The organism is Argonema antarcticum A004/B2, from assembly GCF_023333585.1.
GTDB lineage: Bacteria > Cyanobacteriota > Cyanobacteriia > Cyanobacteriales > Aerosakkonemataceae > Argonema > Argonema antarcticum.
The window spans coordinates 41,349-67,823 of record NZ_JAIQZN010000037.1 but is presented as its reverse complement, the minus strand read 5'-3'; the positions used below and the strand labels follow the sequence as shown (position 1 = coordinate 67,823).

Here is a 26,475-nt window from a genome sequence, read left to right as displayed (position 1 = left end):
TTTCAATCTTTACGAGAGAAGCTATTAGCTTGCTTATTTAAATAAGTTTCACTTATCACCATAGGTACGGGAGAGCCCACACAACTGCGTGCTGCACCTGTAATATCGGCAAGTCTTAAAGCTGGTCATTCTGCTTCTACTCCCAAGTTTGCATTCATCCTTGGGGTAGCAAGTATCAAAACTTTCATGGTCGCTTGCACGAATGGTGTGCCGTCAGCTTGTTCTGATTGCATGAGTATTACGTCCCGGTAAGCCGATCGGGACTTACAAAAAAGTAAGTACTTCCCAAAAAGTCAGTAAAAGTATAGCGTGTTAAAGGTCAACGTTCATCGTTTTAGGTAGGCTAAGGAAGCAGTGGTTGCAACTATTCAGAGCAATGAGGTGCAGGCGATCGCGATTCAATCAGATATCAGCCTGATGAGGATGCGGGATGGGTGAACGGACAAATGATTCAAGTGAATGCTGGCATTTTGTAGGCTTTTTATCAATTAGGAGACATCATGGACATTGCAAATTCAATTGCGCTTGTAACCGGGGCAAATGGAGGGTTGGGTCAATACTATGTTGAAGCGTTGCGATCGCAGGGGGCTGCCAAAATTTATGCTGGTGCCCGCAGCCCAAAGGCATTGGAAGCGCTAGTGGCAGACAATCCCAACATCGTTATTCCCATTGCTCTCGATATTACAGATGAACAATCCGTCAGCCAGGTAGCCGCACAATGTCAAGACGTTACCCTACTGATCAACAACGCTGGGGTTGGGTTCAATCAGGGATTGATCGCCGCGCCAGACTTATCCCATGCCCGTATGGAAATAGACGTTAACTACTTTGGAACATTGATGATGTGTCGTGCTTTTGCACCCGTGCTGAAACAGAATGGCGGCGGTGCCATTGTCAATATGGTGTCGATGGTGGCACGAGTCAATCTTCCCTTTAATGGCAGCTATAGTGCATCCAAAGCCGCAACCTTATCTCTCACTCAAGGAGTGCGAGCAGAGTTAGCATCGCAAGGAACCTTGGTGATTGCCGTCTTGCCTGGAACCATTGATATTGGCATGGGCAAATCCTATCCCGACCCCAAAGTGTCACCAGAAGAAGTGGTCAGCGATGCCCTACAAGCTTTGATTGATGGCGTTGAGGAGGTTTACCCTGGTGAACAGGCGAAACAAATGGCAGCACAATTGCTCAGAGATCCCAAGGCGCTTGAAAAAGCAGTGGCGATGATGTTGCCTAGTTCAAGTCAGTAATCAGCAGTAGAGATGCCCCAATAGTTTACGCGGCAGACGAGTTGCCCCAGCATTTTCTATCATTTGAGTAGGTAGGAAAAAAACGACAATTTACACAAAATCAATCTATTCCATCTGTGTTTATGCGTTTCAGATGTGACTGTCCCCAGTCACACAGGAGTTTAAAGACGGGGATAAGTGTTCTGCCATAGTCTGTGAAAGCATACTCAACTTTTGGAGGCATCTCTGCAAGCATTTTACGGCTAATAATACCATCACGCTCAAGTTCGCGTAATTGCTGAATCAGCATCTTTTCGGTGATTTCAGGAATTAAACGGTTCAATTCGCTGTATCGCCTTGCTGTGTCTTTCAGGTGCCAAAGGATTAAGAGTTTCCATTTGCCACCCAAAACTTTCATGGTCGCTTGCACGAATGGTGTGCCGTCAGCTTGTTCTGATTGCATGAGTATTACGTCCCGGTAAGCCGATCGGAACTTACAAAAAAGTAAGTACTTCCCAAAAAGTCAGTAAAAGTATAGCGTGTTAAAGGTAATGTCGTCATTGAAAGGAAAAGTAGCGTTAGTTACGGGTGCGTCACGGGGAATTGGACGTGCGATCGCCGATAGGATTTGTAGGAGAGAATTATGCAGGCTCCCACTGGAATTGTAGCCATTACTCGGTATGTTAAACCGGGATATGAAGCTGCATTTGAAGAGACCGTGAGAGGTGTCATTCTGGCTGCTAGCACCTTTCCGGGCTATGGGGGAGGTGAAGTTCTATATCCCACAACGAAGCGGGGTGAATGGCAACTCATTCTGCGCTTTGACACTTTTGGTCATTTGAAAGAGTGGGAAGAATCTCCCATCTGCCAGGGTTGGATTGCTCGGGCAGATGCACTGACTGTTGGCGATCCAAAAGTTTTTCGGGTCAATAGTTTAGAAGCCTGGTTCACCCTACCTGAAGTGCCGAATGCGCTGCCACCGCCTAAATGGAAAACAGCAATTGTCAGCGCGATCGGCATCTATCCAGTCATTTCTCTGATGCCAATTCTGCTGAAACCAATTACGAATGGACTACCTGCTTGGCTAGCGACACTCGTGAGTATTGCCATTATGATGCCGTTGATGACTTGGGTCATCATGCCTCAAGTAACGCGATTGTTTAAGATATGGCTGTATCCTTCCATGCCAAAACATTCAGCCCAAAAATCATCTAATCCAAATTAAAGGAGTGAATTCATGGATAACCTGCAACTAGAAAACGGATTTCCGGTCAATCCAATTCGAGTCGGTGATGGAATTGTTCTGATCAATATATTTACCATCGACCCTGACAAAGCTGAGCAGTTTGTTTCTACACAAGTTGCCGAGTACAAGCGATTAAAAGGCCAATTTCCAGGCAGCTATACAGCCAATCTTCACATTAGCCTCGATCGCACACGAGCTGCGAACTACGCTAATTTTGCATCTGTTGAAGATTATATTGCGATGCGAAACAGCCCTGAGTTTGCTGACCATTTAAAGCGTCTTCAGGGGCTAGTTGTTAAAGCAGAACCTCAACTCTACCAAGTGATTTACACGCAACATCTTGATATGCCAACACCTCAAGAACCTTTGCCCACTTTACCCAATCCAGAGCTTGCACCAAGCCTTACGCCTCTTTCACTCAGTTAGTTTTTAATATCGTTGAAGCGATCGCTGAAGAATTGCGAGGTGAAAGGCCGCGATCGCACTTTTTCACCAAATGCGATACGCGATACGCGCACGCTATGCGCTTAGGCGCAGGCTACGCCAACGCGATCGCACCCTAAAGTTACTTTTGCTACTCAGGGAAATCGGGAATCACCCATTGGGGTGGCTGCATACGTTTCTTTCTCACAGCTTCATCAGCCATCTCCAGCATTTTATCCAACGAAGTCTCTTGGATGAAACTTGACGCCGTTGATACATATTCCCGATGGGGACATTTATCGCCCAAAACGCAGCCATTGACGCAGGCTTCAGCGCAGTTCACAGTAACTTCCACAGTAATCTCCTTTCTCTCATTCTCTCTGACGATCGGCAGACGAATTGTTCAGCTTCATTCGCAAAAAAGCTGTCGCCTACCTAAATTTTACCGTTACAAAGGAGTTTAGATCCCGCTTATTTGGACAAATACAGTCCTTTTCCGGGGGCCATCTAAATCAAAAAATAACACAGATTGCCATGTTCCTAATGCTAATTGTCCATCTACAACAGGAATTACTTCGCTGGTGCTTAGCATCATCGCCATGAGGTGAGAATGAGCGTTCATTGGCTCATCATCAGGGATATTTTTTCTTAAATGCAGGTCGTTGTGTAAATATTTATCTGATGCTGGCGCTAATTTTCGCAGATGTACTTTCACATCTTCTAGCAATCTTTCTTCGTTTTCGTTGATTGCTAATGCTGTGGTCGTGTGTCGGGAGAATACCAAAACTTGACCATTTTTGATGGAGTTGACCTGAAGCAGTTTCTCGATTTCAGGGGTAATGTTATAGATGCCAATTCCCTTTTCTGTTTCTAGATAAATTATCTCGTTTATAATCTGCATTTGGTCAATTCCTGGAAAAACCTACCGATTTGGACAGATACAGATTATATCACTTATAGTGGCATGGTTTGTAGTTGTCGATTGCTGAAATTACAAACCGCAAGCAATTATAATATAAAAAAACACCAAGAGCATGAGTGATGTCATTCAGGGAGATGGATTTACTCTTAAAGCAAACAAATTTTACTTCTTTTTTGGGCGCATCACCTCTAGTCCAGATAATTAAAGGCGTTCGCTCGATAACTTAAACGGATTGCGTCAATTAGGAATTGAGGAAGATAATGATGGCAGAGAACGACTGTTACAAATCTTTCACCAAGGCTTAAATGCTCCTCAAGTCGGAGGTAAACGCGACCGCTACGGAACAACAATAGTTAGAAAAGTAGAAATTAGCAAACCAAACGTGCAAGGAGCAATTGAAATCAGCTACTTGTACCGCAATAACGATATGAACTCAATCCCAGAAGTAACCACCCTAATTAGCAAGATATACCCGCTGGAGGAACCATGAACATTCAAGCGATTAGTCAAGCAGAATTCAATAAAATCGAAGGGGTACGGCACATCATTGTTCACGACTGCTCCCACCAATTTGCTATCTTAGATTTGGGCGAACAGCTAGAACATTACGGACTAAGTTGGAGAAGCAGCCACATCATTCAGCCAGTTACTACGTTGTCAAAAGATGGACGCACTCTCTGGGTAGGAGTCGATCAAAGGTTAGCAGCAATTGACTTGCAAGATGGTCACATTTGTCTATCCATATCGCTGCATACTCCCCTGTTTCAAATTCTAGCTTTAGATGACTCTATTGTTGTTCTTACCGAACTCGATGTTTTACTTTTCAATAATTCCGATCGCTCGATTCGCTGTCTTGAGGGTTTGCCAGAAATTGCAGCAGATATGACAGTCAATCGCTCTGATTTGGTAATTCGATTAATCGATGAAAACCGTTTAATTCTAAATTTGGATACGTTAGAATTGAAAGAGCAAAGTCCTGTTTATTCTTGAGCTATAACTGTTGTTGAGCGGAACTCGTTCTCAGACTCAGCCTGGGAAATTTGTCTAAATATTTTTTCACCACAGATGAACACATATGAAGATAACTTTATCTGTGTTCATCTGCGGTTTTTTAAATCAAGGAATATGCCTAACGCACGCCAAGCGATCGCAACCGATTGATAGCAGCAGCTAACTCGAATTGGCGGAAAATCGCTAAATCGCATTGAGGGAAAGGTGTCAAAATATCTAATCCTTGGGATTCGATATCCGCCATGACAAGAGTCAGAATTTCTGCTAATGTGCGTTTGCTATCTATGTATCGCCGCACTGCATAAACCATAGCAGCTGCGATCGCTCTCGACTGCGCTGTATCCACGATTTGTTCAACTGCTGACAAGTTGATATCTTCGCTACCAAAAACCATCTCATCTACATCCCGCACTTTGAGGCGCACTTGTTTGTGTCGATAGCTGGGATCTATGCTTTCCGGTAGGGGTATTCTAGGAGTAATTCGTCCGAAGTTATCGCCACCTTCGGGAGTGCGTTGGTATGTAAATTGTTGTGCGATCGCTTTTGCTTTTACTGTCACATCTTCCGGTTGGAAATCCTGCATGGCAATTACTGTATCCGCTACTTCAAAATAATCACCGCTACCGCCCATTACTAAAATAGTAGAAACGCCAAATTCAACGTATAATTGTCGCACTTTATCAATAAATGGGGTAATCGGTTCTTTATCTTTAGCGATGAGGGCTTGCATTCTCCGATCGCGTATCATAAAATTGGTAGCAGCGGTGTCTTCGTCCACCAGCAGCACTTTTGCACCAGCTTCTAACGCTTCGATAATGTTTGCCGCTTGTGATGTACTACCGCTAGCATTAGTAGTGGAAAAATCCGTTGTAGATTTGCCTTGGGGAAGATGGTTAATAAAAGGAGAAATATCGACGCCGACAATACTTCGCCCGTCTTCCGCACGAATTTTTACTGCTGCTGGATGCGTTACCGCAAATTCTCTACCATCTCCGGGAATATGATTGTAAACTCCTAATTCGATCGCTCTCAATAATGTGGATTTACCGTGATAACCACCGCCGACAATTAAAGTTATACCAGCCGGTATACCCATGCCGGTTATTATACCGAAATTAGGTCGATCGAACTCAATTTGTAATGATTCTGGCGAGCGAAATGCTATCGGGTTATCTTGCAAAGGTTGGTCATCGACGCCGCTGCGTCGTGGTAAAATTGCACCATTGGGAATAAAAGCAACTAAACCGCGTTCTGCTAATTGCTGCCTCAACCAATCTGCATCCTCAACTGTTTCTACGTGATGTTGAATTTTTTGAGGATCTAGGTGATAATATTTAAGGGTTCGATCAACAAGCTGCGGTATTTGTTCGCATAGCATTTCGACAGCTTGTAGCCCCAAGATGCGTCGCCCACCTGCGGGTAAACCGACAACAAACCGCACTTCAACTAATTCATCGTCGATTAAAACAGAACTGCGTTCTAAAACTTCTTGTCCTGTGCGGACAATTCCAATTAAACCGCTGTTTCCGGTGCCGCGTCTCTTGCTGATACTATGGGCATAGCTATCAAACTGACGAGTTAGGTAATCGCGCAGTGCGATCGCACGGCTTTTGGTTTGATATAGTTGATGGGGAAAACCAGCGATTTCCCCCGAAACCTTTACCCGCACGTGACTGGGGGAGGCGAATGGATCTCCCTGAGTGCGATCGATCGATAAAGTGAAGTCGGGAAATTCGTAGCTTCCTTCAGTATCTCGGTAAGCTTTATAACCACGACCATCTAATTGTAGTAGCTGCTGACGCAATTTTTCTTGATTAGCCATAAATAAAGCGATCGCTATCTGTATGAATCTGGAGGCTCTGCCTCTTGTTGAGAAAGGTGCAAGATCTCTGTTTTAAGATTTACACACCGGAATACCCACCCTCTCTGAATGAAGTTATGCTAATTTCAGTATGCGTATGGGCTTACCCATACCGTACCGTAGCCATATTACGTTGAATATGTCATACTACAATAATACTTATGTTTGTATTATGCAGGAGCGGCGTGCGGGGTCAACTAGCGCGTGAAGGGAAGATAAGATGAGCAAAAATCCGCAGCAACCAGAAGCATCTGCTGCCGTATTAGGCGGACAAAATGCTCCCCATACAGCATTAATACAACAGCTGGATCTAATGATTCGAGCGCGTTACCCACTGCTGTACATTGTCGCCGCCGAAGAAGAACCTGTTGAGGAAGTGCTGCACCAAGTAGCCGAACAGCAAAATAAACGGAAACTTTTGTTTTGGGATATCGTGCGCGGTTGGGATGACAATGGTGCCGATAAAGGCTCTGTCATAGCGGCGTTAGCTAGAATTGGCAAAGCAACCGGACAAGAAGCGACTATTTTTGTGCTGCGGGATTTGCACCCGGTTTTGAGAAATCCCTACACAGATAAAAATGCGCCAATAGTCAGGGAGTTGCGAAATTTAACGCGCAGCTTAAAGCGCAATCGCCAAACTTTAATTCTGACTTCTCACACGCTGGAATTGCCAACAGAGTTGAGAGAAGAAACAACGGTGATTGACTTTCTTTTACCAGACGTACAAGAAATTAATTATCTGATTAGCCAGCTAGTGGTTCCAGAAAAGCTGAAAGTGAGCGGGTTAGCTAAAGAACAACTAATTAAAGCTTGTCAGGGGTTGAGTCGAGCCAGAATTGGGCGCGTATTAGCTAAAGCTTTAGCCGCGAAACAACAAGTAGATGACACAGATATTGCCGGAGTGCTAGAGGAGAAAAAGCAAGCAATTCGCCAAACAGAAATATTAGAGTTTTTCACTACAAGAGAATCGCTTAAAAATGTTGGGGGATTGGAAAATCTGAAGCAGTGGGTGCGGATGCGGCAAGATGCTTTTAGTGAAGAGGCAAGAAAATACGGCATTCCTAATCCGAAAGGGGTGTTACTTGTTGGGATTCAAGGTACTGGTAAATCGCTTTCAGCTAAAACGATCGCAAACGAATGGCGCTTGCCTTTGTTGCGTTTAGATACTGGGCGATTGTTTGGTGGAATAGTGGGGGAAAGCGAAAGTCGCGTGCGACAGATGATTCAAATATCTGAAGCTATTGCTCCCTGCATTTTATGGATTGATGAAATTGATAAAGCGTTTGGCAATATCTCTGCTGGCGTGGATGGAGATTCGGGAACTTCTCGCCGTGTATTCGGTAGTTTGATTACTTGGATGCAGGAGAAAACGACGCCAGTCTTTATTGTGGCGACGGCGAATAATGTGCGAATTTTGCCTGCTGAGTTGTTGCGAAAGGGGAGATTTGATGAGATTTTCTTTTTGAATTTGCCTACGGAAGTGGAGCGAATGGATATTTTTAAAGTGCATTTGCAGCGGTTGCGCCCCAGTCGGATGCGGGAGTTCGATCTGTCGTTGTTGGCTAGAAGTGCGAAGAATTTCAGCGGTGCGGAAATCGAGCAAGTAATTGTGGATGCTATGTACCGGGCGTTTGGCAGAGAAAGGCAAGATTTTACTACTATAGATATTTTGCGATCGATTGAGGAGACAGTGCCTCTGGCTGCGATCGCACGTCACCAAATTGAGGAATTGAAGCGCTGGGCTGCGGAAGCGGGTGCCAGAACGGCTTCTAACGATACTCGATTAATGGAGGAATTGAAGCAATTTACCATCCAAAAAGGTATTAAGCCACTAGAAGGTGATTGAAAAATGATTGTAAATTGAATTAAATTTGCAATTTTAAATCTCAAATTTGAAATTAACTAAGGAGAGTTAAAGTCATGTCCCATTTCACTTCCATCAAAACAGAGATCAGAGATATTAACGCGCTGGTGAAGGCGTTAGAAGATGTGGGTTTCAAAGATAAGGTTGAAGTTCACGAAGAAGCCCAAAAACTTTATGGTTTTCAGGGCGATTTACGGGAGGAAACGGCAGAAGTGGTTATCCGCCGCCAATACCTGGGTTCCGCAAGCAACGATATCGGCTTCAAGAAGCAGGAGGATGACAGCTATGAAGCTGTGATTTCTTCATACGATCGGGCCTACAAATATTCCCAACAATGGTTGAACCAATTAACTCAGCGCTACGGCTATCACGTACTGATGGCGACAGTACCGGAACAAGGGTTTACCATTGAAGAGGAAGAAACTTTAGCGGATGGTACGATTCGGGTATTGGTAGGACGCTGGGTGTAAAAGAATTGCCGATTGCAGATGAAAAAATGTCGCCTTAAATCTGCGATCGGATATCTCAAATTTGAAATTAAATGGAGAATATTTCATGTCTCATTTCACCACAATTAAAGTCCAAATCAAAAACGCCGAAATTCTGCATGAGTGTTTGGAGGAATTGGGGTATCAGGTCGATCGCAATGCGTTTGTACGAGGATATAATGGCGATAAAACTGAGGCTGAATATGTGATTCGCCAGTCGAATGGTTACGATCTGGGTTTTCGCCGCGATGGTGAAAATTATGAATTGGTGGCAGATTTTTGGGGAGCGAGGATTAATCAGCAACAGTTTGTTAATTCAATTACCCAAAAGTACGCTCACAAAACTTTAATGGCGACAGTACAAGCGGAAGGTTTTAATGTTGAGGAGGAAGAAACTCTGTCAGATGGAACGGTGCGGGTAGTTGTGGCTAGGTGGGTGTAGCGATCGGGCTGATCGACGAATTATGCTAGTCCTTAGCATTTAGTTGGTCAGCCTACGTTCAAGAATGTTTAAAACACCACTCGATCTATATCGTCAGGGAAACGCTAGTTCCCCTAAAATGGATAATGTCCGCTCCAGAGACGTTATTATATCATGTCCGGTGGCATCGGTTGTCTAAAAAAAATAACTCTCTTATCTGTGTTCATCTGTGTTCATCTGTCTTCATCTGTGGTTAAAATTTAACCCTCGATGACAACAGACAATTTCTCGCATCACGCTTACGCTACCGATGCAACCGGACATGATATTACCTATGAACATAACGGGCAACTCTGGGTCAAAGCTACTTCACAAGGAGAAATACCAAGTGGAATTTCGACTTTTGCCACTCCTGGAGTGGGGAAAAACTGGTGGAAATTAGATCTGGGAACTGACATTCCGCCTGAACTGAGATTGCTTAATGACTACAGCGATCACTGGGTATGGGAACCGAGTGAAACGATGCCGATGGACTTATACAAAGCTGCGCTTCGACTTATAGGCGCATCTTTCTACAGAGTGGGTTGACCATTACCATAAGGAACTTCACATGGAGCTATCATATAAAGCAACAATGTTTATCATTGATGCGATCGAATATCAGATGAAGGCATACAAAGAACGTCTCGCGGTTATCGAAGATGTGGATGAAGATGAGGCTTCTGAAATAGGCAATGATTATTATTTTTTAGAGGCTCTCCGTAAAGACTTAGTAAAAAGTCTGGATAAATGGAAGCCGCCCAAAGCATTACACTCCGAGCGACAAATTTACGACAAAACTGTGGAGAATAATACCAAAACAACGATGCAGATTCCCACAGAGCTAGTTCCTGCTGTACGGGAATTAATTGCCAAACATCAAGCCTAACTCTTATGCTGCCAAGATTTGCTCAACAGTTAACGTTAATTCTGGGAAAGTCTCCGACAAAATTGTTTGATTTCCTGTAAACTCTGTTCGCTCGTAAAATCCTTCAACTAGCAACAATATAGAAATTTTGGACTTAATCGGATCGACAATCCAATATTCAGGAATTCCTCGCACCGCATATTCAGAGCGTTTGTAGCGGTAATCATCTTGGGGGTTTCCTTCACTCACAATTTCCACGGCTAGTATAGGAGAAGATTCTAAGACAGCAGAAGACATCGTTCTGATTGATTCTCGTTGAATTTCTGAGAGAATTACTAAATCTGGAATTCTGGATTTTCTTTCAGCAGTGCGAACGCCTACGCTATTCGGTATGGCGAGCCAATTTAAACCTAAGCGTTGGATTTCTGCCTTAAAAATATCGTACAGAAATACCATAATCAGAGCGTGTATTCCGCTGGCTGGGGGCATGGGTATTAACTCTCCATTAAACAGTTCATACTTGAGGTCAGTGTCGTCGTGATAGGCAAGATATTCTTCAAAGCTGTATGTTTTTTTCTGGGTTACAATCATTGTTACCGTCTCCTTGTTTCACTTAGAAAATGCCTGAACTCGATCGCTCCTACGGTGTTTTACAGCTTCGGTTAAGACTTCTGTATCTTTAATCCGCTTGAAGTAAAGTGCTGCATAATTCCGTTGGATTGATGTCCCGTAAAACAGATAGTGCTTAATCCTGTTTTTTCGGGAAGAGTTTCTAACGAGACTAAGAGCGTAGTCAACCAGTTTTATGGTAGCAACATCTTGGTCTGGTTGTAAAGATTTAGGATCGATCGCATTATTACTGGAATTTATCGATCGCTTTTTCATACTCCTCGCACTCCCCAAACTCTAATTGTTCGATCCCAACTGCTGCTAACAATTTTGTCGCCATCGGGATTGATTGCAACTGTAGCAACGGCATTATTATGTCCTTCTAAAATGTGCATTTGCGTTCCCGTCCGCAGATGCCACAATCTAATTGTTTCATCGCGACTGCAACTAAGAAAACTGTATCCATTTCGACTGATAGCAACAGCGTTCACCTCGTCCCAATGTCCGGTGAGAGTGCGTAATAATTCTCCCGTTTGCAAGTTCCACAGCTTAATTGTTTTATCCTGTCCGCCACTAACGATAATTTTTCCATCTGGACTAATTGCTACAGATTTAACCGACTCTGAATGTCCGGTGAGGGTATGCAATAATTCACCTGTGAATAAATTCCACAATTTGATAGTTGAGTCAGCACTGGCGCTGGCTAAAATCTTTCCATCTGGGCTAATAGCAATGGATTTTACTCCATCTGTATGTCCAGATAAAGTGGCAAGTATTTTTTTAGTTGCTAAATTCCACAATTTTATGGTATAATCTTCACTGGCAGTGAGCAGAGTTTTGCCATCAGGTGCGATCGCAACACAATTAACTGCCTCGAAATGGGGAACGAGAGTGTATAGCAATCCATTGTCGAGCGTTTTACTTTGTGGGATACTTGGGATATAATTACCAGCATTTTGTAAGTTCCAAACTTTGACGGTGTTATCCCAACTGCTACTAACAAGAGTTTGCCCAGAAGGACTGATAGCAAGGGATTTTACTCCTTCTGTATGTCCTTTGAGGGTGCGGATGATTCTGCCAGTGTAGAGCGATCGGGCCGTAATAATTTTGTCACTCCCACCACTGATGAGCGTTTGTCCGTTGGGAGAGATAGTCAGAGCATAAGTAGTGAAGTTGGCTGTAGGATATCTGTGCAAACACCCAAACAATTGATAAGGGTTGTGTTCTTGTAAAACTTGTTGTAAAATATCATACTCGCAATCTTGTAGTAGCAAGTAAGCAGTTTGCCGAACTTGCCACGATTCATCCCTCAAGGCGGAAAACACCAGTTCTAAACCAGTTTCCCCATATTTGCTCGTCTCTTGGAGGGCTGCCACTCTTTGGGCTGCGATCGCACTGTTTAAGCGCCGCTTCACGCCTGCTATTCCTCCCAAAACGGCTGCACCGACAGGAGTAGGGGTTTGACTGCCTAAGACGACATCATAGGCTCTGGGCTGGTTGTGTGCCATTGTACTTTCGGTGTTGTAGTACCTTTTGTATTATGACGTGGGGAAAGAGAAATGGGTATGGGATGGGAGTGCGATCGCTACCTAGTGAAAGTAAAAAAAAGATTAAGCTTCCTTCTTTTCTATCTCAGAGTAGTAAAAGTAGTAGCAAACTTCCTTATGCTGCATCCTCAAAGTAGGAAAAGTAGGAATAGGTTTAATTACTCTTCGTATCTATGGCAATTTTAAGTGATTTGTGACACCATAATGAAAGCTAAAAGAAGGAGAAACTTTTAAATGAACGAAAAGATATATGACGTTGTAATTTGCGGCGGAGGTCTAGCAGGATCGACTCTGGCACGACAACTAAAGCTAACTATGCCTGAGCTTTCGGTTGTAGTACTAGACAAAGATGCTTATCCCCTACCAGAAGCAGCGTTTAAAGTTGGAGAATCATCAGTTTACGATGGCGCTTACTACTTCGGTCAAATTCTCCAATTAGAAGAGTACTTCGAGAGAGAGCATTTACCTAAACTCGGACTTCGGTATTTCTACGGAAACACAAAAGGCGAACTTCACAAGCGACCCGAATTTGGTATTTCCGATTTTCCTCCCAAGCCCGGAAGTTATCAAATAGATCGCGGTAAACTTGAGAACGATCTGCGTCTCTTCAACAAAGAGATGGGCATAGAAGTCCTAGAAAATTGTTTAGTTAAAGACATTGATATTTCCGAAAATCTCGAAGAACCGCACCAAATTGTTTACATCCAGCAAGATAGCAAAGAATATAAAACGATTAGCGCTCGTTGGGTAGTTGACGCAATGGGGCGTCGCCGTTATATCCAAAGGAAACTCGGTTTAGCAAAACCCAACGATCCCAAATTTAATGCGGCGTGGTTCCGCGTAAAAGGTCGTGTTGATATCAGCGATTTTGTGCCAAGCACAGAAAAAGAATGGCACGATCGCGTTCCCAATAATAACCGCTATTACTCCACAAATCATTTGTGCGGTCGTGGCTACTGGGTCTGGCTAATTCCCCTAGCTACAAACCACACCAGCCTTGGGATTGTGGCAAGTGAAGAATTTCAGCCTTTTAGTGAATTTCATACACAAGAACTAGCATTCGAGTGGTTAGAAAGGAACGAACCTGTAGTGGCAGAAAACCTCAAAGGAAGAGAGGTGATCGACTTTAAGAAAATGCCAAGATACAGCTACTCCAGTACGAAAGTATTCTCGATAAATCGCTGGGGTTGTGTAGGGGAAGCTGCCGTTTTTGCCGATCCATTATATTCGCCTGGTTCCGATTTAATTTCCTACGCAAATACCTTACAAACTCACATGATTAGACTTGACCGTGAGGGCAAGCTAACTGAGGAAATGGTAGAAGAGGCTAGTAATTTTTACATCGGCCAAAATGATGGTTTGAGCGAGAGCATTCACAATAACTATTCCTATACAGACCACGGCGTCGTGATGGGAATGAAAAACATCTGGAATATTGCGGTAGGATCGTCTTTCGTTTCGCCGCTGGTATTTAATCCTGACTTTCTCGATCCAGGAAAAACACCCAAAACTTACGTAGGTGTCGATCATCCAGCAATACAGCTAGACAAACGGATGGAGGGGTTGCTTCTGGAGTGGCGAGCAAAGTCCTTGCGGCGGCTGGACTTTGGGTTTTTAGATTATTGGAAAGGGCTGCCCTTTTTGATGGAAATCCGTCAGCGTAATTTAAAATCCACCACAACTGAGCAAGAGCTGATTGACGATCGGATGCCAAACTTAGACGATTGCGAGGCATTGGCTATCTCAATCTTCTTGTTAGCAGTCGAGGATACAATGCCCGAAATGCTATCCAAGTTTCCAAAGTCGATGTGGGTGAATGCTTGGGCTATGGGTTTAGACCCCAAAAAATGGGAGTCAGAAGGACTGTTTGAACCCAAAACACAACCCCGCGATTTCAGTCACATCAGGGAACCGCTAAGGAAATGTGTCCAGGTTAAGGAACCAATGTTAGCTCTAGCTCGTTAGATCCGATCTGAAAAATTAAGAAGTGCGATCGCTTGCCAACAGGAGATCGCTCTTTTTTGGAGTGCGATCGACATTTCCCTTATATCATGTCCGGTGGCATCGGTTGTCTAAAAAAAATAACTCTCTTATCTGTGTTCATCTGTGTTCATCTGTCTACCCTACGGGAAGGCGAAGCGCCTACATCTGTGGTAAAAATTTAACTCTCGATGACCACAGACAATTTCTCGCATCACGCTTACGCTACCGATGCAACCGGAAATGATATTACTTATATTTGTGTCTTCTCTAGTTTTTCACACTTTGTTGCTAAGCTAAAAGATACAGCGGTTCCCGCTCTTATGAGGTACAGTAGTAATTAGTAGACCAATTTATTACAAACCGCTACAGAATATTTAGTGTACCTCATTACAGCGGGAACCGCTGTAAGTAAAAAAGAATCGCTTTATTATGCAAATTTACAATCCAATCAACTCGCCTTATAAGTAAATAGGTCAAATTTTATAATTTTGCCAAAATGACTTCAGTTAATTTTCTGAAAGGCTTTGCTCAAGCAAAACAATTTCACTTTAGCAAATTACAAATAAAGTTATTTGGTGTTTTTTATGAAAATAACAGATCGAGAACTGTGGCTTTACGTATTACTTTCAAAACTGCCCCGTCCGAAAAGCTACGAGGGTAAAATTATGTGCGTGGCATTTTTAGGAACCCACGTACCGCTTTTAGCTCTTTTAGTTTATTTTTTAGTCATCAACTCATTTTCGTTGGAGACAACTCTGCGCGTGCTATTAATTGCGCTAGTTGCGACTTTAATTGGCACAGGCGTCACCCTATATGCTTTGCACAAATTGCTAGCGCCTATCATCCTCACCTATTTAGCACAAAGAGCGTATATAAATCAAAAAAAGCTACCTAACCTGCCAACTAAATATACTGATGAAGTAGGTATTTTGATGGCAGATACAGTACAAACAATTCACAAACTAGATGAAGCGATCGACCATTTAACTAACTACGATGCCATCACAAGTCTTCCAAATCGAGTTTTATTTGGCGATCGTCTCCAACAAGCTTTGTTACGAAATCAGGAAAGAAATCAATTGTTAGCTGTGATGGCTTTGAAGTTGAATAACTTTAGAGAAATTAACAATGCTTTGGGAAGCGATGCAGCCGATCGGCTACTCAGAGTAGTTGCGGAACGGCTGAGTGCCAATATATCCACTCTCGATATGCTTTCTCGGATTGGCAGTGATGAATTTGCGATCGCACTTACCGAGCTAACTGCATCAGAGGATGTGGTAGAGTTTTGTCGATCGGTCCTCAATTCACTCGCCTTACCCATCAATTTATATGGCGATCGGGTAAATACTGTCGCTAGTATTGGCATTGCTATCTATCCCTTTGATGGCAATACTGTCGATCGACTTTTGCAAAGTGCCAATACAGCAGTCGATGAAGCTTATCGGCAGATGCCAAACAACTACCAGTTTTACTCGGCTAACATGAATGCACAATTGCAGGAACGCTTAGCTTTAGAAAGTAAATTGCGTTATGCTTTACAGCGAAACGAACTGCAACTTTACTATCAGCCACGAGTTGACACCAATACGGGCAGAATTGTTAGCGTAGAAGCGCTATTGCGTTGGCAAAACCCCGAACTTGGACTCATCTCTCCAACCAAATTTATCCCCATTGCAGAGGCTAATGGTTCGATCGTTCCCATTGGGGAATGGGTTCTACGTACCGCTTGCACTCAAAACCGACTTTGGCAGGAATCGGTATCGCAATCGTTGCGTGTAGCAGTTAATTTGTCAGCTCGCCAGTTGGCACAACCGAATCTGGTTGAACGCATCGCCTCGATCCTAAAAGAGACACAACTCAATCCCGCTTATTTAGAACTTGAGGTTACGGAAAGTCTGATGATGGAGAATCTCGAACAGTCAATTAGCGTACTAGAAGAATTGCGTGAGTTGGGTGTTAAGTTAGCACTGGATGATTTTGGCACTGGTTATTCATCTTTAAACTACTTGAGACGTTTTCCGCTCCATACTCTGAAGATCGATCGCTCTTTTGTGCGCGACGTTGTTTCTAACTCCCATAACGGAGCAGTTACCAACGCAATTATCACTTTGGCAAAAAGTCTAGACTTAAATATCACCGCTGAGGGTGTAGAAACACAAGAACAGTGTGAATACGTCAAAGCACAAGGTTGTCATGAAATTCAAGGCTACTATTTTAGTCCGCCTATTCCTACCCTTGCCATGACTGCGCTATTAAAGAAAGCTGAAAGATTTGCTGATTGGGAAGGTTTGAGGAATTTAATTTCAAGTTGACGAATGCGATCGCACTTCTAGCGTGCGTTGAGCTTTTTTTGCCTATAAATTCCAGACTTTGATAGTTTTATCCTTACTGCAACTGACAATTGTCTGCCCTACTTCTTCCATCCTCATCCTTTCAATCGCCCTACATAACTTTGATTATGGCTGATTTTATGGCATCAATTAGCTTCTTTCTATCCCAGGGTACTGTTAGACATTCAAACTTCTCAAAAGGTTCTGGAATTTCTGCGCTTACTACTTTTCTACATCCTACTGTTACCACCAAGGGAATTTTGCAAAGTTCCGCATCTGCTTGTATATATTGAATTATATCCAAACCGCTAATTTTTGCTAGTGTGAAATGTAATAGTATCAGGCTTAGCTTGGCGCGTTCCAGATTTAGTAACTCGATTCCCTGCTTTCCATCTTTAGCTTCTATAAATTGTAAGTTATTTGTCAATAACATATTTCGAGTGTTTGTCGGAACGAACATACTGTGATGGATCATCAAAATCTTGGGAATGATGGTATAATTATCACTGCTTTTAACAATACTCTGACTAGCCAAACTTGGGGAAGTCGAGTAATCTTTTTCGGAATTACCCTCTATCGTGTTAATGAAATCAAGAAATTCATAAAGCCTGTAATTATAATTTTGCATAGCCTGTTTGACTGTCGTTTCTGTCCTTGTCCGCAGTAGCGAGTAGGCTGTCCGTTGTACCAAATATTCAGCATCCTTTAAAGCTTTAATCACTAAATCTAATCCTGCTTCACCATAATTCAGCGCTTCTTTTAGGGCGATCGCACGTTGATCGACAACCGGACTCGCCAAGCGGCGCTGAACACCCTCCAGTCCTCCCAATACTACGGCGTTCACCGGAGGTGTATTTTGACCGCCAAGCACGGCATCGTATTCTCTTGGTTGATGAAGATTATTATTGATAATTTCGTTTGTAGTGGCTAATTTTTTACGCAATTTTGCTTTAGCAATTGCTGATTTTATGACAGCAAATAGATGGTTCTTATCAAAGGGTTTTAGCATAAATTCAAAATACTCAAACGGTTGGGGAATCTTGTGAGTAACTTCGTCTATACGCCCTGACATTACCACCAAGGGAATTTTCTGGAGTTCATTATCAGCCTGTATATGCTGAAAAACTTCCCAACCGCTCACTTTAGGTAAGATAAAATCCAGGAGAATCAAGGATGGGCGTTCTTTGTGGATTAGATTTAGTCCCTCTTGACCATTTTTGGCTTCGATGATTTCCACGTTATCCGCAGGTAACATACATCGAAGTAGTTTGCGACTGTCTAGGCTGTCATCGATAACCAGAACTTTGTAAGTAGCCATAACTAATTCTCCTGGTGGTAATATGGATATAATACCAATTTATAAAACGAATGCGATCGCGCTTTTGACTGAGAAAAGATATTTTTGAGGACTGCTACTGCATTCCCCACACTTTGATAGTGTTGTCCCAACTGCCACTGACGATCGTTTTTCCATCAGGACTAATAGCAACAGCACGAACTACTTTAGAATGCCCTTCCAAGCTACGAAAAATTCTTCCCTTTTGCCTATTCCATATTTTGATAGTCTTGTCGTTACTACCGCTACACTATTATCAATTTTGCTAATTACTGGAGGAATGCGATCGCTTTTTATTGGAGTGCGATCGCTCTGTTTATTGAAACTATCCTCAAATCCTATCATCCCAATAGTTTGGTTGGCGTTGCAAGTGCATTACAGCTACTAGCAAAATTCTTTCCTCTTTAACTTTGTAAACAATCCCGTAGGGAAAACCCACTGTCCGGCAGCGTCTTGTATTTTCTGATATTTTAGGCCAAGCTTCGGGAAAGTTTTCAATTCGCTCAATAGTACGCTCAACTTCGTCAATAAAGGCATCAGCTAGTTCGCTGTCGATATTGTCATAATAAGCAACAGCTTGTTCTAACTCACGCTGAGCATCAGGATGAAAGTCATACGCCATTACTTATTCCTCGATCGCAACTTTTGAAAAACTTCTTCTCCTGGAATTAGACTAACAGTACCTTGTTCAACTGCTTGTACTCTTTTCTCTGCTTCTTCTGCCCAAAGTGTATCGATTTCGGCTTGTTCGGCAGCATCTAAACTTTTCAGTAAATGTTCTGCCAGCATAGCTCGAAATCCTGGCGGCAAAGATAAAGCTATTTCAAAAATTTCATCGTAAGTGGTTGCCATTTTTTTTGTCCTAATTTTGCTATCCTGAATTTTAACTAATTTACTGAAGTTTCGCGATCGCACCCTTTTCCACCAACACTCGCCCCGTCACCAAATCTTTCACCGTCGCCAACAAAACCCGCCCTCGATTCACTTCAAAAAATACTTCAACTCTGTCTATCCCTGTGTGTCCCGGCGGATCGAGATGCGCCACGCAAACTTGTTCGTGATGGCTTTCCAAAGAGCGATATTGCGATTGATGTTCCAACTGGCTACTCGTCATTCTCCCTTGGGAATCAAAGGTAACTTCTGCTTGCGATATGTCTGCCACTTCTCCAATATCCAGACGAATTTCTCGCTGTCCGTCTAATGCTACTTGTAATGTTAATAATTCATCCCGTTGGCAGGGATATTTGCTTCCCTTTTCAAACAATGGAAAATAAGAATAGGTTTTCATTTGGGGTTCCCAGAGACGAATGGCATAGCCATGTTGCAGATAATCTTCGACTTCAACTAGATCGGGAAGCATCAAAGCACCGTGTGCGATCGCTTCAAATGGCCTACCTAATTTCACCCGCGACTTTCCAAAATATGATATAATTAACTGCTGGACTGCTGGAATTAAACAACTACCTCCCACCAGCGCCACCAGTTCGATATCAGTTTTGCCCACACCTTTAGTGTAGGCGACTGCCACCACTTCATCTAAAGCTTGCCGCAGTTGTTCTAGTAACTGCTGATTTTCCAGAATCTCCTCTAATTCCTCTCGATTCAAATTCAAATCGTGGGCGATAAAATTTTCATCATCAAACCAACTTTCTTTTGCCTCTGGTGCCGTTGAAAGTTGAATCTTCAGCCGTTCCGCTACTTCTAATAAATTCTGCCAGCCAATCTCTTTTACTTCTTCCCGTGAAGAATTAATTTGCCGCAAGTAATTATCGACAATCCAAACATCGATATCAACACCACCAACATAAGCATCCGACTTGGCTATAACTTCGGCTTTTAATACCTTTTGTCCCCCCTTGGCTGCTACGGTGCGAACTAAGCTTAAATCCAGAGTTCCGCCGCCAAAATCTACTACCAATATCACAGAACCGGGTCTTTTCACAGCATAGCCAAGGGCTGCGGCTGTAGACTCATCCACAATCTGAACTTCGGGGACACCCAGGTTTTGGGCAATGTCGCGAAACCAGTCCAAATAGCGCTCAAATGCCCCCACAGGAACGGTAAAAATTACCTGAGTTGGTTGCAATTTTTCTTGGGCTAGCTGTTGCCAAATTTCCTGGATAAACAGTTTTGCAACTGATTCTGCGGAGTAGCTGTTGCCATCAATTTGACGGGGTGGGGGCTGAAAATCTGCTGCCAAATCGCGTTTGAAGGCTTGGAAAAATCGCTCTGGTTGGGAAAAGCCGAGACGTTGCGATCGCACTTTTTCCCCAAACACAAGACTGTTGTCCTTTTGGACGTATACTAGGGTCGGCACCACAAATACCTGACCGCCAGGTGTTTCAAACCCCCGCGAAATGGCATTAAATCTCAACGTCCGTGGCGTCTGCGTAACTGGATCGACAGTACAGACGACGGTGTTGCTGGTTCCAAAATCGATCGCAATAATAGTCATTGGTCAGTTGTCATTGGTCAGTTGTCAGTTGTCAGTTGTCAGTTGTCAGTTGTCAGTTGTCAGTTGTCAGTGGTCAGTTGTCAGTGGTCAGTGGTCAGTGGTCAGTTGTCAGTGGTCAGTTGTCAGTTGTCAGTGGTCAGTTGTCAGTGGTCAGTGGTCAGTTGTCAGTTGTCAGTTGTCAGTTGTCAGTTGTCAGTTGTCAGTTGTCAGTTGTCAGTTGTCAAGAAAATTTCTCCCCCACTCTCCCACTCCCCCACTTTTATTTAGATGGAGAAGAAATCGGCAAAGTGCGGCTGACTTTAGCGGGAGAAAGAATGCGCGACCCCTCTCGATAACCGACAAACCGGATATAAACCAATTCCCCTTCTGCAATATCATTGGTATCCGGTTGATGCAGTTGGGGATTATATGGAACTTGTTCCCAAGCAGAACCAATTTGTTCGTATCCCCAACTAGCCAAAAGATTATCCAAGGAAGTAAATAGCGAAACCAAATTTTTTGCTGGTAAATCTGGTTTCGCTTCCGTCATTTTGCGGACGCTAGGATAGTTGTTTAACAGGGTTTGCAATTGAGAGAAAGTAGCATTCTGAAAATCAGTTTTTAGCTGCTTTGATTGCATCTGCAATTCTTCTCGCAGTCGCAAACATTCTTGCCGCAACTCTTCTATCTCTCTTGCACCAGCCGTATTACTTTCTGTGGGGGAATCGACTTTATTAGAGTGCCGCAGGCTCACAATAAGCCAAATGATAACTAACCACAGAACGCAACCAAACCAAAATAGATTGGGGTCGTTAACCATCATCAATTACTCTACATTTCAGTCTGAGATTGCGTTTCTTCGTTGATGAGGTCTTCATCCTCCTGATAGTATTCTGGAAATAGCTTTTGAGATTCTACTTTACCCAGAGCTTTTTCAATTCCTGAAGTGGTTTCGGTACAGGTGGAGCCAGAGGCGTTGAGTACGGTTTCAGTTATCTTGCCGTCAGTGCCAATGCGATATTCAATCTTGCGATACTCAGCCATGATAGGATTTTTGAATTGAAGTTATTTAACAGTTTAACTCGATTCTATTCATTTTGCCATTCCTGGGAACTAGGAATTACGGAAGCGGGGAGGGAAGGATAAAATTGAAATTGCCAACAATTTTCAATTCCCAATTTCCAATTCTGCCATCTAAAATTGGTTAGTTGTACTTTAAGTAAAGTCTCTTCTAATCCGATCTATGGCAGATTTGAGTCCGTCACTATGAATCCAGCCGACAAAACCCCCATAAACTATTCTGTCATTGCGATCGCCTAAAAAAACGTGGTCAACGCCAACTGGGTTTTTCCAGGTTCTCACAGATGTCCCATCCCGCAGCCTCAGCGTCGGATTAGAATGCTTAAAGTCTCTGTGGTGAGCGCGAGTCATTCCAGGCACTTTCTCTAAAATGGCGATGACTTCTCTGGTGTCATCCGTTGTATTAGAGTTTACCACGGTTCCACAACCACACCCGTCAGCGATCGTGCTTTTAAGTCTATCTTTGATGTCACCATCAAACAGCGACAAAGAGTCAATCTCGCTCAGCAGCTTTCCATGTGGTTCAGATTGTCGTCTTTCGCAATAAATCGCTGTTAGGAAATCTTCCAGACTCAGTTTAGCCAGTGCATCTGCAATCAATGCTGTCAGTCCCAAAACGGCGATTCCACCCAACATTCCCGCTGGGCCACCCAGTATTGCTAAAGCTGCTGTGATGGCGGCTGCACCTGTCAAGCCTGTAGTCGCCATCGCAATCACTAGAACAACTCCAGGCAATCCTAAAGCTGCTACTTTTTTTATGACTTCATCCATTTGCGATCGCCTCACTTTTGTTCATACATATCTCTAGTTTATTGTCAATATCTTGTTTGAGAACGGCAAAAAATCAAAACTAAGCTAAGGATTTCTTGAGCGACATTGTAAAAAAAGAAACTAAGTAGAGGAAGTTGGAGTTGGGAACAAAAAGCGATCGCAATGACTCAATTCATACTAAGTTTTCCCGATCCAGACTGTGAGCGATCGCATATTGGTATATCTGCGATGCAAAGCAAAACCGTCTAAGTCATTTGATTTTAAAAGAACGAGAGTAAAAATGTCTATTATTCGTCACTCAACTTTACTATCTTTTGGCCTACTAATGACACTTTTTGGTGTCAGCGCTGATGCAAAATTTGTGGCTGGAGCAGCAACCTCAAATCAGTCAACAATAAAAGCGCAATCAGAGATCTTAAAAGAAAGCGCTAAAACGAAACCAGCTTTTCAAGAAACATCTGATGCGGTGAAGGTAACTCAAAACCGGGTTAAAGTATTTTTTCCTAACTACTCCAGAAACACGACAGACCTCGGCCATGTTGAGCCAGTTTGGCGGACAACGCAACGGCGGGATCTAAGTCGATTTGCGATCGAGCAATTGATTGTTGGCCCCACCAGTAATGAAACCAGAATGGGTTTTATGAAGCCGATTCAGTTCAGAGGCAGTTCTAACTGTGGCAGCGATTTTACTCTCTCGATTTCTTCTGGAGTAGCGCGAATAAAATTCTGTAAAATAATTCCTTCAGCTGGTATAGGAGATGATGCTCGCGTCACAAGTTCTATTCAAGCGACACTGAAGCAATTTTCCACAGTCAAATCAGTTATTATCCTGACCAAAGAAGGCGATTGTCTTGGTGATATGAGTGGCGAAAATCTTTGTCTGCGTAGAAGATAACATCTGTTTTTAGGTACGTTGTTGCGCTTCAGCGCTAAAGCCATTTCATCTTAGGTTGGGTTGAACTAGAGCGAAACTAGGGCAAATGCGTTGGGTTTCTCAACCCAACCTACAAAGCTGCCGTTTATATATAAACCCGGTTTCTCCAAGAAACCGGGTTTATGGGTGTTCATTTATGGGTGTTCAAAATATCCTCATTGCTGAAATACTGAACGTAATTGAGCTGCAATATCTGCGATCGCATTTTTCCCCCCATCCAGCACCTGCGCCATCCCCACAAATCCGTGAATCATCCCATCATATTGCTTTAAGTATACCGACACCCCAGCCGATCGCAACCGAGTGGCATAAGCTAGCGCCTCATCCCGCAGCACATCACATTCAGCAGTAATAATCAGCGCTGGTGGCAATTGGCTTAGATTTTCGGCTAATAGCGGTGAAGCATAGGGATTTTCTCCATCGGCGGTATTAGCCAGATAGTGATGCCAGAACCAAATCATCTCCTCCTTTGTTAAACCGCAACCTTCAGTATATTCACGGTAAGACTCGGTATCAAAAGCATATTGAGTTACAGGATAAATGAGAACTTGATATGCCAGTACTGGTTCTTCTCTATCCCGCGCCATCAAAGCCACCGCCGCAGCCAAATTGCCTCCGGCGCTATCTCCCGCAACAGCAATGCGAGTTACATCCGCATTAATAGCACCAGCATTATTTGCTACCCAAACGGTTGCAGCATAGGCATCTTCCACCGCAGCTGGGAACTTGTGTTCCGGTGCCAACCGATAGTCTACCGACACTACGACGCACCCAGCATCCTTAGCGAGAGAACGACAGGTACTATCTGCTACATCCAAGTCGCCCAAAACCCAACCGCCGCCGTGAAAGAAAACCAGCACTGGCAAGGCTTTTTTGCCATGTGGCGTGTAGATACGGATGGCAATATCACCGGTAATAGTACAATTTTCTACATTAGCAATGGCTAGGGGTCTGAGGGGTTTGCCCCGCAGCTTGGCGGCTAGTTCCCGCGCCTGTGATGGTGAGAGGGTAGTGAGAGGTGGGAGTTCTAGCTGTCCTAGTTGCTGCAAGAGTTTCTGGACTTGTGGGTCGAGAGGCATTCTGTTTTGATTTTTTCATCTTATATTAACCATCATCTTCTATCACAATATTTCTTTTCTCAATCTCTTGTATGAAAACTTTAAAACTGGGATTTTCTTGGTAAAGCTTCATCAAAACTTTCTGTTCACAATATTGGCGAGAAACTTTTCGATAATATTGAGGATTTTTATTGTTAGCATCAATTGTAAAGCTTTCACGTTTGCCAAGTTCTTGATTCAATGTATTTAAACAATTGGTGATTTTTGCTTTTCTTTTATCTTGGTAATAAAGAGGAAGTAACCAACATTCAATAGAATATACTGTAATCGCAAAAATTATTTTATGATTATATTTTATATAAAAATCTTCACCAATTAAAAGCTGGAATTTTTCTTTGACTTTTTCTATCAACTGTTCTGGCGTTAATTCACCATTCTCGTCTCGCTTGTGAATATTATAATTTTTTTCTTCTGAAACATCAGTATCAATTTGAATAATCACATATTCATTAAATTGAAATGCTTCTCGGAAATCATTTGACTGACAATATTTGAAAACCAGCGTCCAACCACCATAATCTGATTTATTTTCATTATCCTTGTCTCTTTCTGGTTGCAAAGGGTTGACAATAATATCGTCAGTATTAAAATACCCACTTAAAATATCTTCAATAACTATTTGATCTGTCAGTCCCTCTGTAATTAATCCAAAACTAATCATAATTAAAAATTCTTAGGTAATCCGCCGATATAACCGCGCAAAAATGCTTCTGATAATCTTACAGGTTCTTGTCCTTCCAGAGGTTTTGGTGTAAAAATTCTTCTGGCTTTAGTATAACCTAATTTGTTGCGGTAAATCACAAAAAGTCTTTGTTCATCATCCTCTAAATTTAATCCATCTAAAATTGCTGGGTTATGAGTTGTAAAAATAACTTGTTTATCATATTTTTTGGCTAATTCTACTAATTCTTTAATCAATCGACGCCCTAATCTAGGGTTAAGCGAAGCATCAATATTATCTACAGCAAAAAACTTAGGTGTATCATCGCTGATAAAAAGGCAGAAGTAAAACAGGAGAAACAAAAATCCTTCATTAGAACTATTCTGATTGAAATAATCTAGTTCAGATGCTAAATATTTATCTTTGATTTGAATTACTCTCTCAGCAGGAGATAAATTATGGGGAATTGCTAAATCTTCAAACCAATCTATCAGCTGCATTTTTTCTTTTATTTCTTGCAGCTTACCTTGATTTTCTTCTAAATTCAACACCGTTAATAGTTTGAATAATCCTTCTCCCTCGATCCCTAAAGGTTGAATTTGACCTTCTTCGTTAAAAATGCGTAAAGTTGAGTTTTGAGGAGAAAAAATTAAGAAGCTTTTCAAATTCAAAATATCTTTATCAGTTTCAAGTAAAACTTTTAAAACACCCTGATAAATTTCCTCTGAAAATATTTCTTTTAGGTGCCTCGCATCTTCATACATTAAATTAGCATATCCAGACGACATACTTGGCATTTGTACAAGTATCTCTTGATTAGACAAAATTGAACTAAACCAACTAGAGTATGGTTTACCATCGTGCTGTAAATTATAGGTAATAATCTTATCTGTCTGAAACTGCAAAGATATTTTAATTTCTTTGTTTAAATTGTCGATATTAAAAGCCGATCGCATAAATTGAGATTCTGTTACTCTAATCCCCCTGGAAGCTAAAAACTCATTGTCCAGCTTATCACTTGCGGCGGCTGAACTTAAAGCTATAGCTTCTAAGATATTAGTTTTACCACAGCCATTTTCACCAATCAAAACTGTTACTCTTCCCAATTCAATTTTCAACTCTTGAATTGATTTATAATTTTCTATACAAATTTCTTTAATCATAAGACCAAGACACTATTACACTTAGATAAGTATACCATAAAATTAGAAAATACTCAATTATGACTCCTACTCACTGGTAGCCCTGGGAAAGGAGTCTATCAAGTATGTGCTTGACAATACTTGATAGATTGTTAAACATT

The 26,475-nt window shown here is 42.5% G+C and carries 32 protein-coding genes; 14 read left to right on the top strand and 18 right to left on the bottom strand.

Annotated elements, in window-relative coordinates:
• Window positions 1-500 precede the first annotated feature (500 nt).
• Window positions 501-1,247 carry an SDR family oxidoreductase gene (locus LAY57_RS17215; protein ID WP_249068015.1) on the top strand — a complete coding sequence of 249 codons (747 nt, stop codon included), beginning with the start codon at window positions 501-503 and terminating at the stop codon, window positions 1,245-1,247.
• 100 nt (window positions 1,248-1,347) lie between these two features.
• Here LAY57_RS17215 and LAY57_RS17210 read toward each other — a convergent pair whose 3' ends face one another.
• On the bottom strand, window positions 1,348-1,689 hold the full coding sequence (locus LAY57_RS17210; protein ID WP_249068014.1) for a winged helix-turn-helix transcriptional regulator: 342 nt from the start codon (window positions 1,687-1,689) through the stop codon (window positions 1,348-1,350).
• Between the two features lie 180 nt (window positions 1,690-1,869).
• Here LAY57_RS17210 and LAY57_RS17205 point away from each other — a divergent pair, with 180 nt between their 5' ends.
• On the top strand, window positions 1,870-2,451 hold the full coding sequence (locus LAY57_RS17205) for an antibiotic biosynthesis monooxygenase (RefSeq protein ID WP_249068013.1): 582 nt from the start codon (window positions 1,870-1,872) through the stop codon (window positions 2,449-2,451).
• A gap of 12 nt (window positions 2,452-2,463) precedes the next feature.
• Complete coding sequence (locus LAY57_RS17200; protein ID WP_249068012.1) at window positions 2,464-2,898, top strand: putative quinol monooxygenase; 435 nt, start codon at window positions 2,464-2,466, stop codon at window positions 2,896-2,898.
• A gap of 148 nt (window positions 2,899-3,046) precedes the next feature.
• On the opposite strand, the gene LAY57_RS17195 is transcribed toward LAY57_RS17200, so the two are convergent.
• Together LAY57_RS17195 and LAY57_RS17190 are read right to left on the bottom strand one after the other, a co-directional pair.
• Window positions 3,047-3,250 (bottom strand): hypothetical protein, encoded by a 204-nt coding sequence (locus LAY57_RS17195; RefSeq protein WP_249068011.1) that lies wholly within the window; start codon window positions 3,248-3,250, stop codon window positions 3,047-3,049.
• Window positions 3,251-3,355: 105 nt separating this feature from the next.
• Window positions 3,356-3,796 (bottom strand): secondary thiamine-phosphate synthase enzyme YjbQ, encoded by a 441-nt coding sequence (locus LAY57_RS17190; protein ID WP_249068010.1) that lies wholly within the window; start codon window positions 3,794-3,796, stop codon window positions 3,356-3,358.
• Between the two features lie 253 nt (window positions 3,797-4,049).
• Here LAY57_RS17190 and LAY57_RS17185 point away from each other — a divergent pair, with 253 nt between their 5' ends.
• Window positions 4,050-4,307, top strand: a complete 258-nt coding sequence (locus LAY57_RS17185) for a hypothetical protein (protein WP_249068009.1) — start codon at window positions 4,050-4,052, stop codon at window positions 4,305-4,307.
• Window positions 4,304-4,807: a hypothetical protein gene (locus LAY57_RS17180; RefSeq protein ID WP_249068008.1), complete on the top strand. Its 504-nt coding sequence runs from the start codon at window positions 4,304-4,306 to the stop codon at window positions 4,805-4,807. Before LAY57_RS17185 ends, LAY57_RS17180 begins: the two co-directional genes overlap by 4 nt.
• A gap of 139 nt (window positions 4,808-4,946) precedes the next feature.
• Here the strand turns inward: LAY57_RS17180 and LAY57_RS17175 are convergent, their stop codons facing one another.
• The gene (locus tag LAY57_RS17175; RefSeq protein WP_249068007.1) at window positions 4,947-6,650 is read right to left on the bottom strand and encodes an ABC-ATPase domain-containing protein; all 1,704 of its coding nucleotides are present in this window, start codon (window positions 6,648-6,650) and stop codon (window positions 4,947-4,949) included.
• Between the two features lie 259 nt (window positions 6,651-6,909).
• On the opposite strand from LAY57_RS17175, the gene LAY57_RS17170 reads away from it, so the two are divergent.
• From LAY57_RS17170 to LAY57_RS17150, 5 genes are all read left to right on the top strand, one after another.
• Complete coding sequence (locus LAY57_RS17170) at window positions 6,910-8,535, top strand: Ycf46 family AAA ATPase (RefSeq protein ID WP_249068006.1); 1,626 nt, start codon at window positions 6,910-6,912, stop codon at window positions 8,533-8,535.
• 74 nt (window positions 8,536-8,609) lie between these two features.
• A complete protein-coding gene (locus LAY57_RS17165) occupies window positions 8,610-9,023 on the top strand; it encodes a DUF1257 domain-containing protein (protein ID WP_249068005.1) in 414 nt (137 codons plus the stop codon).
• Between the two features lie 85 nt (window positions 9,024-9,108).
• Window positions 9,109-9,483 (top strand): DUF1257 domain-containing protein, encoded by a 375-nt coding sequence (locus LAY57_RS17160; RefSeq protein ID WP_249068004.1) that lies wholly within the window; start codon window positions 9,109-9,111, stop codon window positions 9,481-9,483.
• 249 nt (window positions 9,484-9,732) lie between these two features.
• On the top strand, window positions 9,733-10,050 hold the full coding sequence (locus LAY57_RS17155; protein ID WP_249068003.1) for a Tse2 family ADP-ribosyltransferase toxin: 318 nt from the start codon (window positions 9,733-9,735) through the stop codon (window positions 10,048-10,050).
• Between the two features lie 46 nt (window positions 10,051-10,096).
• Window positions 10,097-10,390 (top strand): hypothetical protein, encoded by a 294-nt coding sequence (locus LAY57_RS17150; protein ID WP_249068002.1) that lies wholly within the window; start codon window positions 10,097-10,099, stop codon window positions 10,388-10,390.
• A gap of 3 nt (window positions 10,391-10,393) precedes the next feature.
• Here the strand turns inward: LAY57_RS17150 and LAY57_RS17145 are convergent, their stop codons facing one another.
• From LAY57_RS17145 to LAY57_RS17135, 3 genes are read right to left on the bottom strand one after another with little or no spacing between them, the layout of a single operon-like run.
• Window positions 10,394-10,960, bottom strand: coding sequence for a Uma2 family endonuclease (locus LAY57_RS17145; protein WP_249068001.1), 567 nt, complete (start codon window positions 10,958-10,960; stop codon window positions 10,394-10,396).
• An 18-nt stretch (window positions 10,961-10,978) separates the two neighbouring features.
• Complete coding sequence (locus tag LAY57_RS17140; RefSeq protein WP_249068000.1) at window positions 10,979-11,254, bottom strand: hypothetical protein; 276 nt, start codon at window positions 11,252-11,254, stop codon at window positions 10,979-10,981.
• On the bottom strand, window positions 11,251-12,486 hold the full coding sequence (locus LAY57_RS17135) for a WD40 repeat domain-containing protein (protein WP_249067999.1): 1,236 nt from the start codon (window positions 12,484-12,486) through the stop codon (window positions 11,251-11,253). Before LAY57_RS17135 ends, LAY57_RS17140 begins: the two co-directional genes overlap by 4 nt.
• Before the next feature lie 273 nt (window positions 12,487-12,759).
• Here LAY57_RS17135 and LAY57_RS17130 point away from each other — a divergent pair, with 273 nt between their 5' ends.
• Together LAY57_RS17130 and LAY57_RS17125 are read left to right on the top strand one after the other, a co-directional pair.
• A complete protein-coding gene (locus LAY57_RS17130; RefSeq protein WP_249067998.1) occupies window positions 12,760-14,490 on the top strand; it encodes an NAD(P)/FAD-dependent oxidoreductase in 1,731 nt (576 codons plus the stop codon).
• A gap of 602 nt (window positions 14,491-15,092) precedes the next feature.
• Complete coding sequence (locus LAY57_RS17125) at window positions 15,093-16,820, top strand: putative bifunctional diguanylate cyclase/phosphodiesterase (RefSeq protein WP_249067997.1); 1,728 nt, start codon at window positions 15,093-15,095, stop codon at window positions 16,818-16,820.
• 130 nt (window positions 16,821-16,950) lie between these two features.
• On the opposite strand, the gene LAY57_RS36265 is transcribed toward LAY57_RS17125, so the two are convergent.
• The 5 genes from LAY57_RS36265 to LAY57_RS17100 form a co-directional block, all read right to left on the bottom strand.
• The gene (locus LAY57_RS36265; protein ID WP_338022428.1) at window positions 16,951-18,156 is read right to left on the bottom strand and encodes a response regulator; all 1,206 of its coding nucleotides are present in this window, start codon (window positions 18,154-18,156) and stop codon (window positions 16,951-16,953) included.
• Window positions 18,157-18,250: 94 nt separating this feature from the next.
• Window positions 18,251-18,358, bottom strand: a complete 108-nt coding sequence (locus tag LAY57_RS17115) for a WD40 repeat domain-containing protein (RefSeq protein WP_249067996.1) — start codon at window positions 18,356-18,358, stop codon at window positions 18,251-18,253.
• A 147-nt stretch (window positions 18,359-18,505) separates the two neighbouring features.
• Window positions 18,506-18,796 (bottom strand): type II toxin-antitoxin system RelE/ParE family toxin, encoded by a 291-nt coding sequence (locus LAY57_RS17110; RefSeq protein WP_249067995.1) that lies wholly within the window; start codon window positions 18,794-18,796, stop codon window positions 18,506-18,508.
• Window positions 18,796-19,026 (bottom strand): addiction module protein, encoded by a 231-nt coding sequence (locus LAY57_RS17105; protein ID WP_249067994.1) that lies wholly within the window; start codon window positions 19,024-19,026, stop codon window positions 18,796-18,798. The genes LAY57_RS17110 and LAY57_RS17105 overlap by 1 nt, the downstream gene beginning before the upstream one ends.
• A 40-nt stretch (window positions 19,027-19,066) precedes the next feature.
• Window positions 19,067-20,629 (bottom strand): Hsp70 family protein, encoded by a 1,563-nt coding sequence (locus LAY57_RS17100; protein WP_249067993.1) that lies wholly within the window; start codon window positions 20,627-20,629, stop codon window positions 19,067-19,069.
• Between the two features lie 83 nt (window positions 20,630-20,712).
• Between LAY57_RS17100 and LAY57_RS17095 the strand changes: the two genes are divergently transcribed.
• Complete coding sequence (locus tag LAY57_RS17095; RefSeq protein WP_420839094.1) at window positions 20,713-20,964, top strand: hypothetical protein; 252 nt, start codon at window positions 20,713-20,715, stop codon at window positions 20,962-20,964.
• Here LAY57_RS17095 and LAY57_RS17090 read toward each other — a convergent pair.
• From LAY57_RS17090 to LAY57_RS17080, 3 genes are all read right to left on the bottom strand, one after another.
• Window positions 20,889-21,431 (bottom strand): nucleotide exchange factor GrpE, encoded by a 543-nt coding sequence (locus LAY57_RS17090; RefSeq protein ID WP_249067991.1) that lies wholly within the window; start codon window positions 21,429-21,431, stop codon window positions 20,889-20,891. The two genes, LAY57_RS17095 and LAY57_RS17090, sit on opposite strands and share 76 nt — an antisense overlap.
• Before the next feature lie 8 nt (window positions 21,432-21,439).
• On the bottom strand, window positions 21,440-21,652 hold the full coding sequence (locus tag LAY57_RS17085; RefSeq protein ID WP_249067990.1) for a DUF2997 domain-containing protein: 213 nt from the start codon (window positions 21,650-21,652) through the stop codon (window positions 21,440-21,442).
• 171 nt (window positions 21,653-21,823) lie between these two features.
• Window positions 21,824-22,459 carry a hypothetical protein gene (locus tag LAY57_RS17080; RefSeq protein ID WP_249067989.1) on the bottom strand — a complete coding sequence of 212 codons (636 nt, stop codon included), beginning with the start codon at window positions 22,457-22,459 and terminating at the stop codon, window positions 21,824-21,826.
• Window positions 22,460-22,739: 280 nt separating this feature from the next.
• Between LAY57_RS17080 and LAY57_RS17075 the strand changes: the two genes are divergently transcribed.
• Entirely contained in the window at window positions 22,740-23,354 is a 615-nt protein-coding gene (locus LAY57_RS17075; RefSeq protein WP_249067988.1) for a GerMN domain-containing protein, read from the top strand.
• A gap of 194 nt (window positions 23,355-23,548) precedes the next feature.
• Here LAY57_RS17075 and lipP1 read toward each other — a convergent pair whose 3' ends face one another.
• From lipP1 to LAY57_RS17060, 3 genes are read right to left on the bottom strand one after another with little or no spacing between them, the layout of a single operon-like run.
• Window positions 23,549-24,472, bottom strand: coding sequence for a LipP1 family hormone-sensitive lipase (gene lipP1 / locus LAY57_RS17070; RefSeq protein ID WP_249067987.1), 924 nt, complete (start codon window positions 24,470-24,472; stop codon window positions 23,549-23,551).
• A gap of 25 nt (window positions 24,473-24,497) precedes the next feature.
• The gene (locus LAY57_RS17065; RefSeq protein WP_249067986.1) at window positions 24,498-25,172 is read right to left on the bottom strand and encodes a phage tail protein; all 675 of its coding nucleotides are present in this window, start codon (window positions 25,170-25,172) and stop codon (window positions 24,498-24,500) included.
• A gap of 2 nt (window positions 25,173-25,174) precedes the next feature.
• Window positions 25,175-26,335, bottom strand: coding sequence for an AAA family ATPase (locus tag LAY57_RS17060; protein ID WP_249067985.1), 1,161 nt, complete (start codon window positions 26,333-26,335; stop codon window positions 25,175-25,177).
• Between the last annotated feature and the right edge of the window lie 140 nt (window positions 26,336-26,475).

What these genes read in the sequence shown, in the direction of transcription:
- LAY57_RS17080 (WP_249067989.1), bottom strand. Translation starts at nt 22,459, where the DNA reads ATGGATGAAGTCATAAAAAAAGTAGCAGCTTTAGGATTGCCTGGAGTT.
- LAY57_RS17180 (WP_249068008.1), top strand. Translation starts at nt 4,304, where the DNA reads ATGAACATTCAAGCGATTAGTCAAGCAGAATTCAATAAAATCGAAGGG.
- LAY57_RS17165 (WP_249068005.1), top strand. Translation starts at nt 8,610, where the DNA reads ATGTCCCATTTCACTTCCATCAAAACAGAGATCAGAGATATTAACGCG.
- LAY57_RS17215 (WP_249068015.1), top strand. Translation starts at nt 501, where the DNA reads ATGGACATTGCAAATTCAATTGCGCTTGTAACCGGGGCAAATGGAGGG.
- LAY57_RS17085 (WP_249067990.1), bottom strand. Translation starts at nt 21,652, where the DNA reads ATGGCTGAGTATCGCAAGATTGAATATCGCATTGGCACTGACGGCAAG.
- LAY57_RS17105 (WP_249067994.1), bottom strand. Translation starts at nt 19,026, where the DNA reads ATGGCAACCACTTACGATGAAATTTTTGAAATAGCTTTATCTTTGCCG.
- LAY57_RS17145 (WP_249068001.1), bottom strand. Translation starts at nt 10,960, where the DNA reads ATGATTGTAACCCAGAAAAAAACATACAGCTTTGAAGAATATCTTGCC.
- LAY57_RS17125 (WP_249067997.1), top strand. Translation starts at nt 15,093, where the DNA reads ATGAAAATAACAGATCGAGAACTGTGGCTTTACGTATTACTTTCAAAA.
- LAY57_RS17075 (WP_249067988.1), top strand. Translation starts at nt 22,740, where the DNA reads ATGTCTATTATTCGTCACTCAACTTTACTATCTTTTGGCCTACTAATG.
- LAY57_RS17205 (WP_249068013.1), top strand. Translation starts at nt 1,870, where the DNA reads ATGCAGGCTCCCACTGGAATTGTAGCCATTACTCGGTATGTTAAACCG.
- LAY57_RS17170 (WP_249068006.1), top strand. Translation starts at nt 6,910, where the DNA reads ATGAGCAAAAATCCGCAGCAACCAGAAGCATCTGCTGCCGTATTAGGC.
- LAY57_RS17100 (WP_249067993.1), bottom strand. Translation starts at nt 20,629, where the DNA reads ATGACTATTATTGCGATCGATTTTGGAACCAGCAACACCGTCGTCTGT.
- LAY57_RS17175 (WP_249068007.1), bottom strand. Translation starts at nt 6,650, where the DNA reads ATGGCTAATCAAGAAAAATTGCGTCAGCAGCTACTACAATTAGATGGT.
- LAY57_RS17110 (WP_249067995.1), bottom strand. Translation starts at nt 18,796, where the DNA reads ATGGCGTATGACTTTCATCCTGATGCTCAGCGTGAGTTAGAACAAGCT.
- LAY57_RS17190 (WP_249068010.1), bottom strand. Translation starts at nt 3,796, where the DNA reads ATGCAGATTATAAACGAGATAATTTATCTAGAAACAGAAAAGGGAATT.
- LAY57_RS17090 (WP_249067991.1), bottom strand. Translation starts at nt 21,431, where the DNA reads ATGATGGTTAACGACCCCAATCTATTTTGGTTTGGTTGCGTTCTGTGG.
- LAY57_RS17150 (WP_249068002.1), top strand. Translation starts at nt 10,097, where the DNA reads ATGTTTATCATTGATGCGATCGAATATCAGATGAAGGCATACAAAGAA.
- LAY57_RS17210 (WP_249068014.1), bottom strand. Translation starts at nt 1,689, where the DNA reads ATGCAATCAGAACAAGCTGACGGCACACCATTCGTGCAAGCGACCATG.
- LAY57_RS17200 (WP_249068012.1), top strand. Translation starts at nt 2,464, where the DNA reads ATGGATAACCTGCAACTAGAAAACGGATTTCCGGTCAATCCAATTCGA.
- LAY57_RS17135 (WP_249067999.1), bottom strand. Translation starts at nt 12,486, where the DNA reads ATGGCACACAACCAGCCCAGAGCCTATGATGTCGTCTTAGGCAGTCAA.
- LAY57_RS36265 (WP_338022428.1), bottom strand. Translation starts at nt 18,156, where the DNA reads ATGGCTACTTACAAAGTTCTGGTTATCGATGACAGCCTAGACAGTCGC.
- LAY57_RS17065 (WP_249067986.1), bottom strand. Translation starts at nt 25,172, where the DNA reads ATGATTAGTTTTGGATTAATTACAGAGGGACTGACAGATCAAATAGTT.
- LAY57_RS17060 (WP_249067985.1), bottom strand. Translation starts at nt 26,335, where the DNA reads ATGATTAAAGAAATTTGTATAGAAAATTATAAATCAATTCAAGAGTTG.
- lipP1 (WP_249067987.1), bottom strand. Translation starts at nt 24,472, where the DNA reads ATGCCTCTCGACCCACAAGTCCAGAAACTCTTGCAGCAACTAGGACAG.
- LAY57_RS17155 (WP_249068003.1), top strand. Translation starts at nt 9,733, where the DNA reads ATGACAACAGACAATTTCTCGCATCACGCTTACGCTACCGATGCAACC.
- LAY57_RS17130 (WP_249067998.1), top strand. Translation starts at nt 12,760, where the DNA reads ATGAACGAAAAGATATATGACGTTGTAATTTGCGGCGGAGGTCTAGCA.
- LAY57_RS17140 (WP_249068000.1), bottom strand. Translation starts at nt 11,254, where the DNA reads ATGAAAAAGCGATCGATAAATTCCAGTAATAATGCGATCGATCCTAAA.
- LAY57_RS17160 (WP_249068004.1), top strand. Translation starts at nt 9,109, where the DNA reads ATGTCTCATTTCACCACAATTAAAGTCCAAATCAAAAACGCCGAAATT.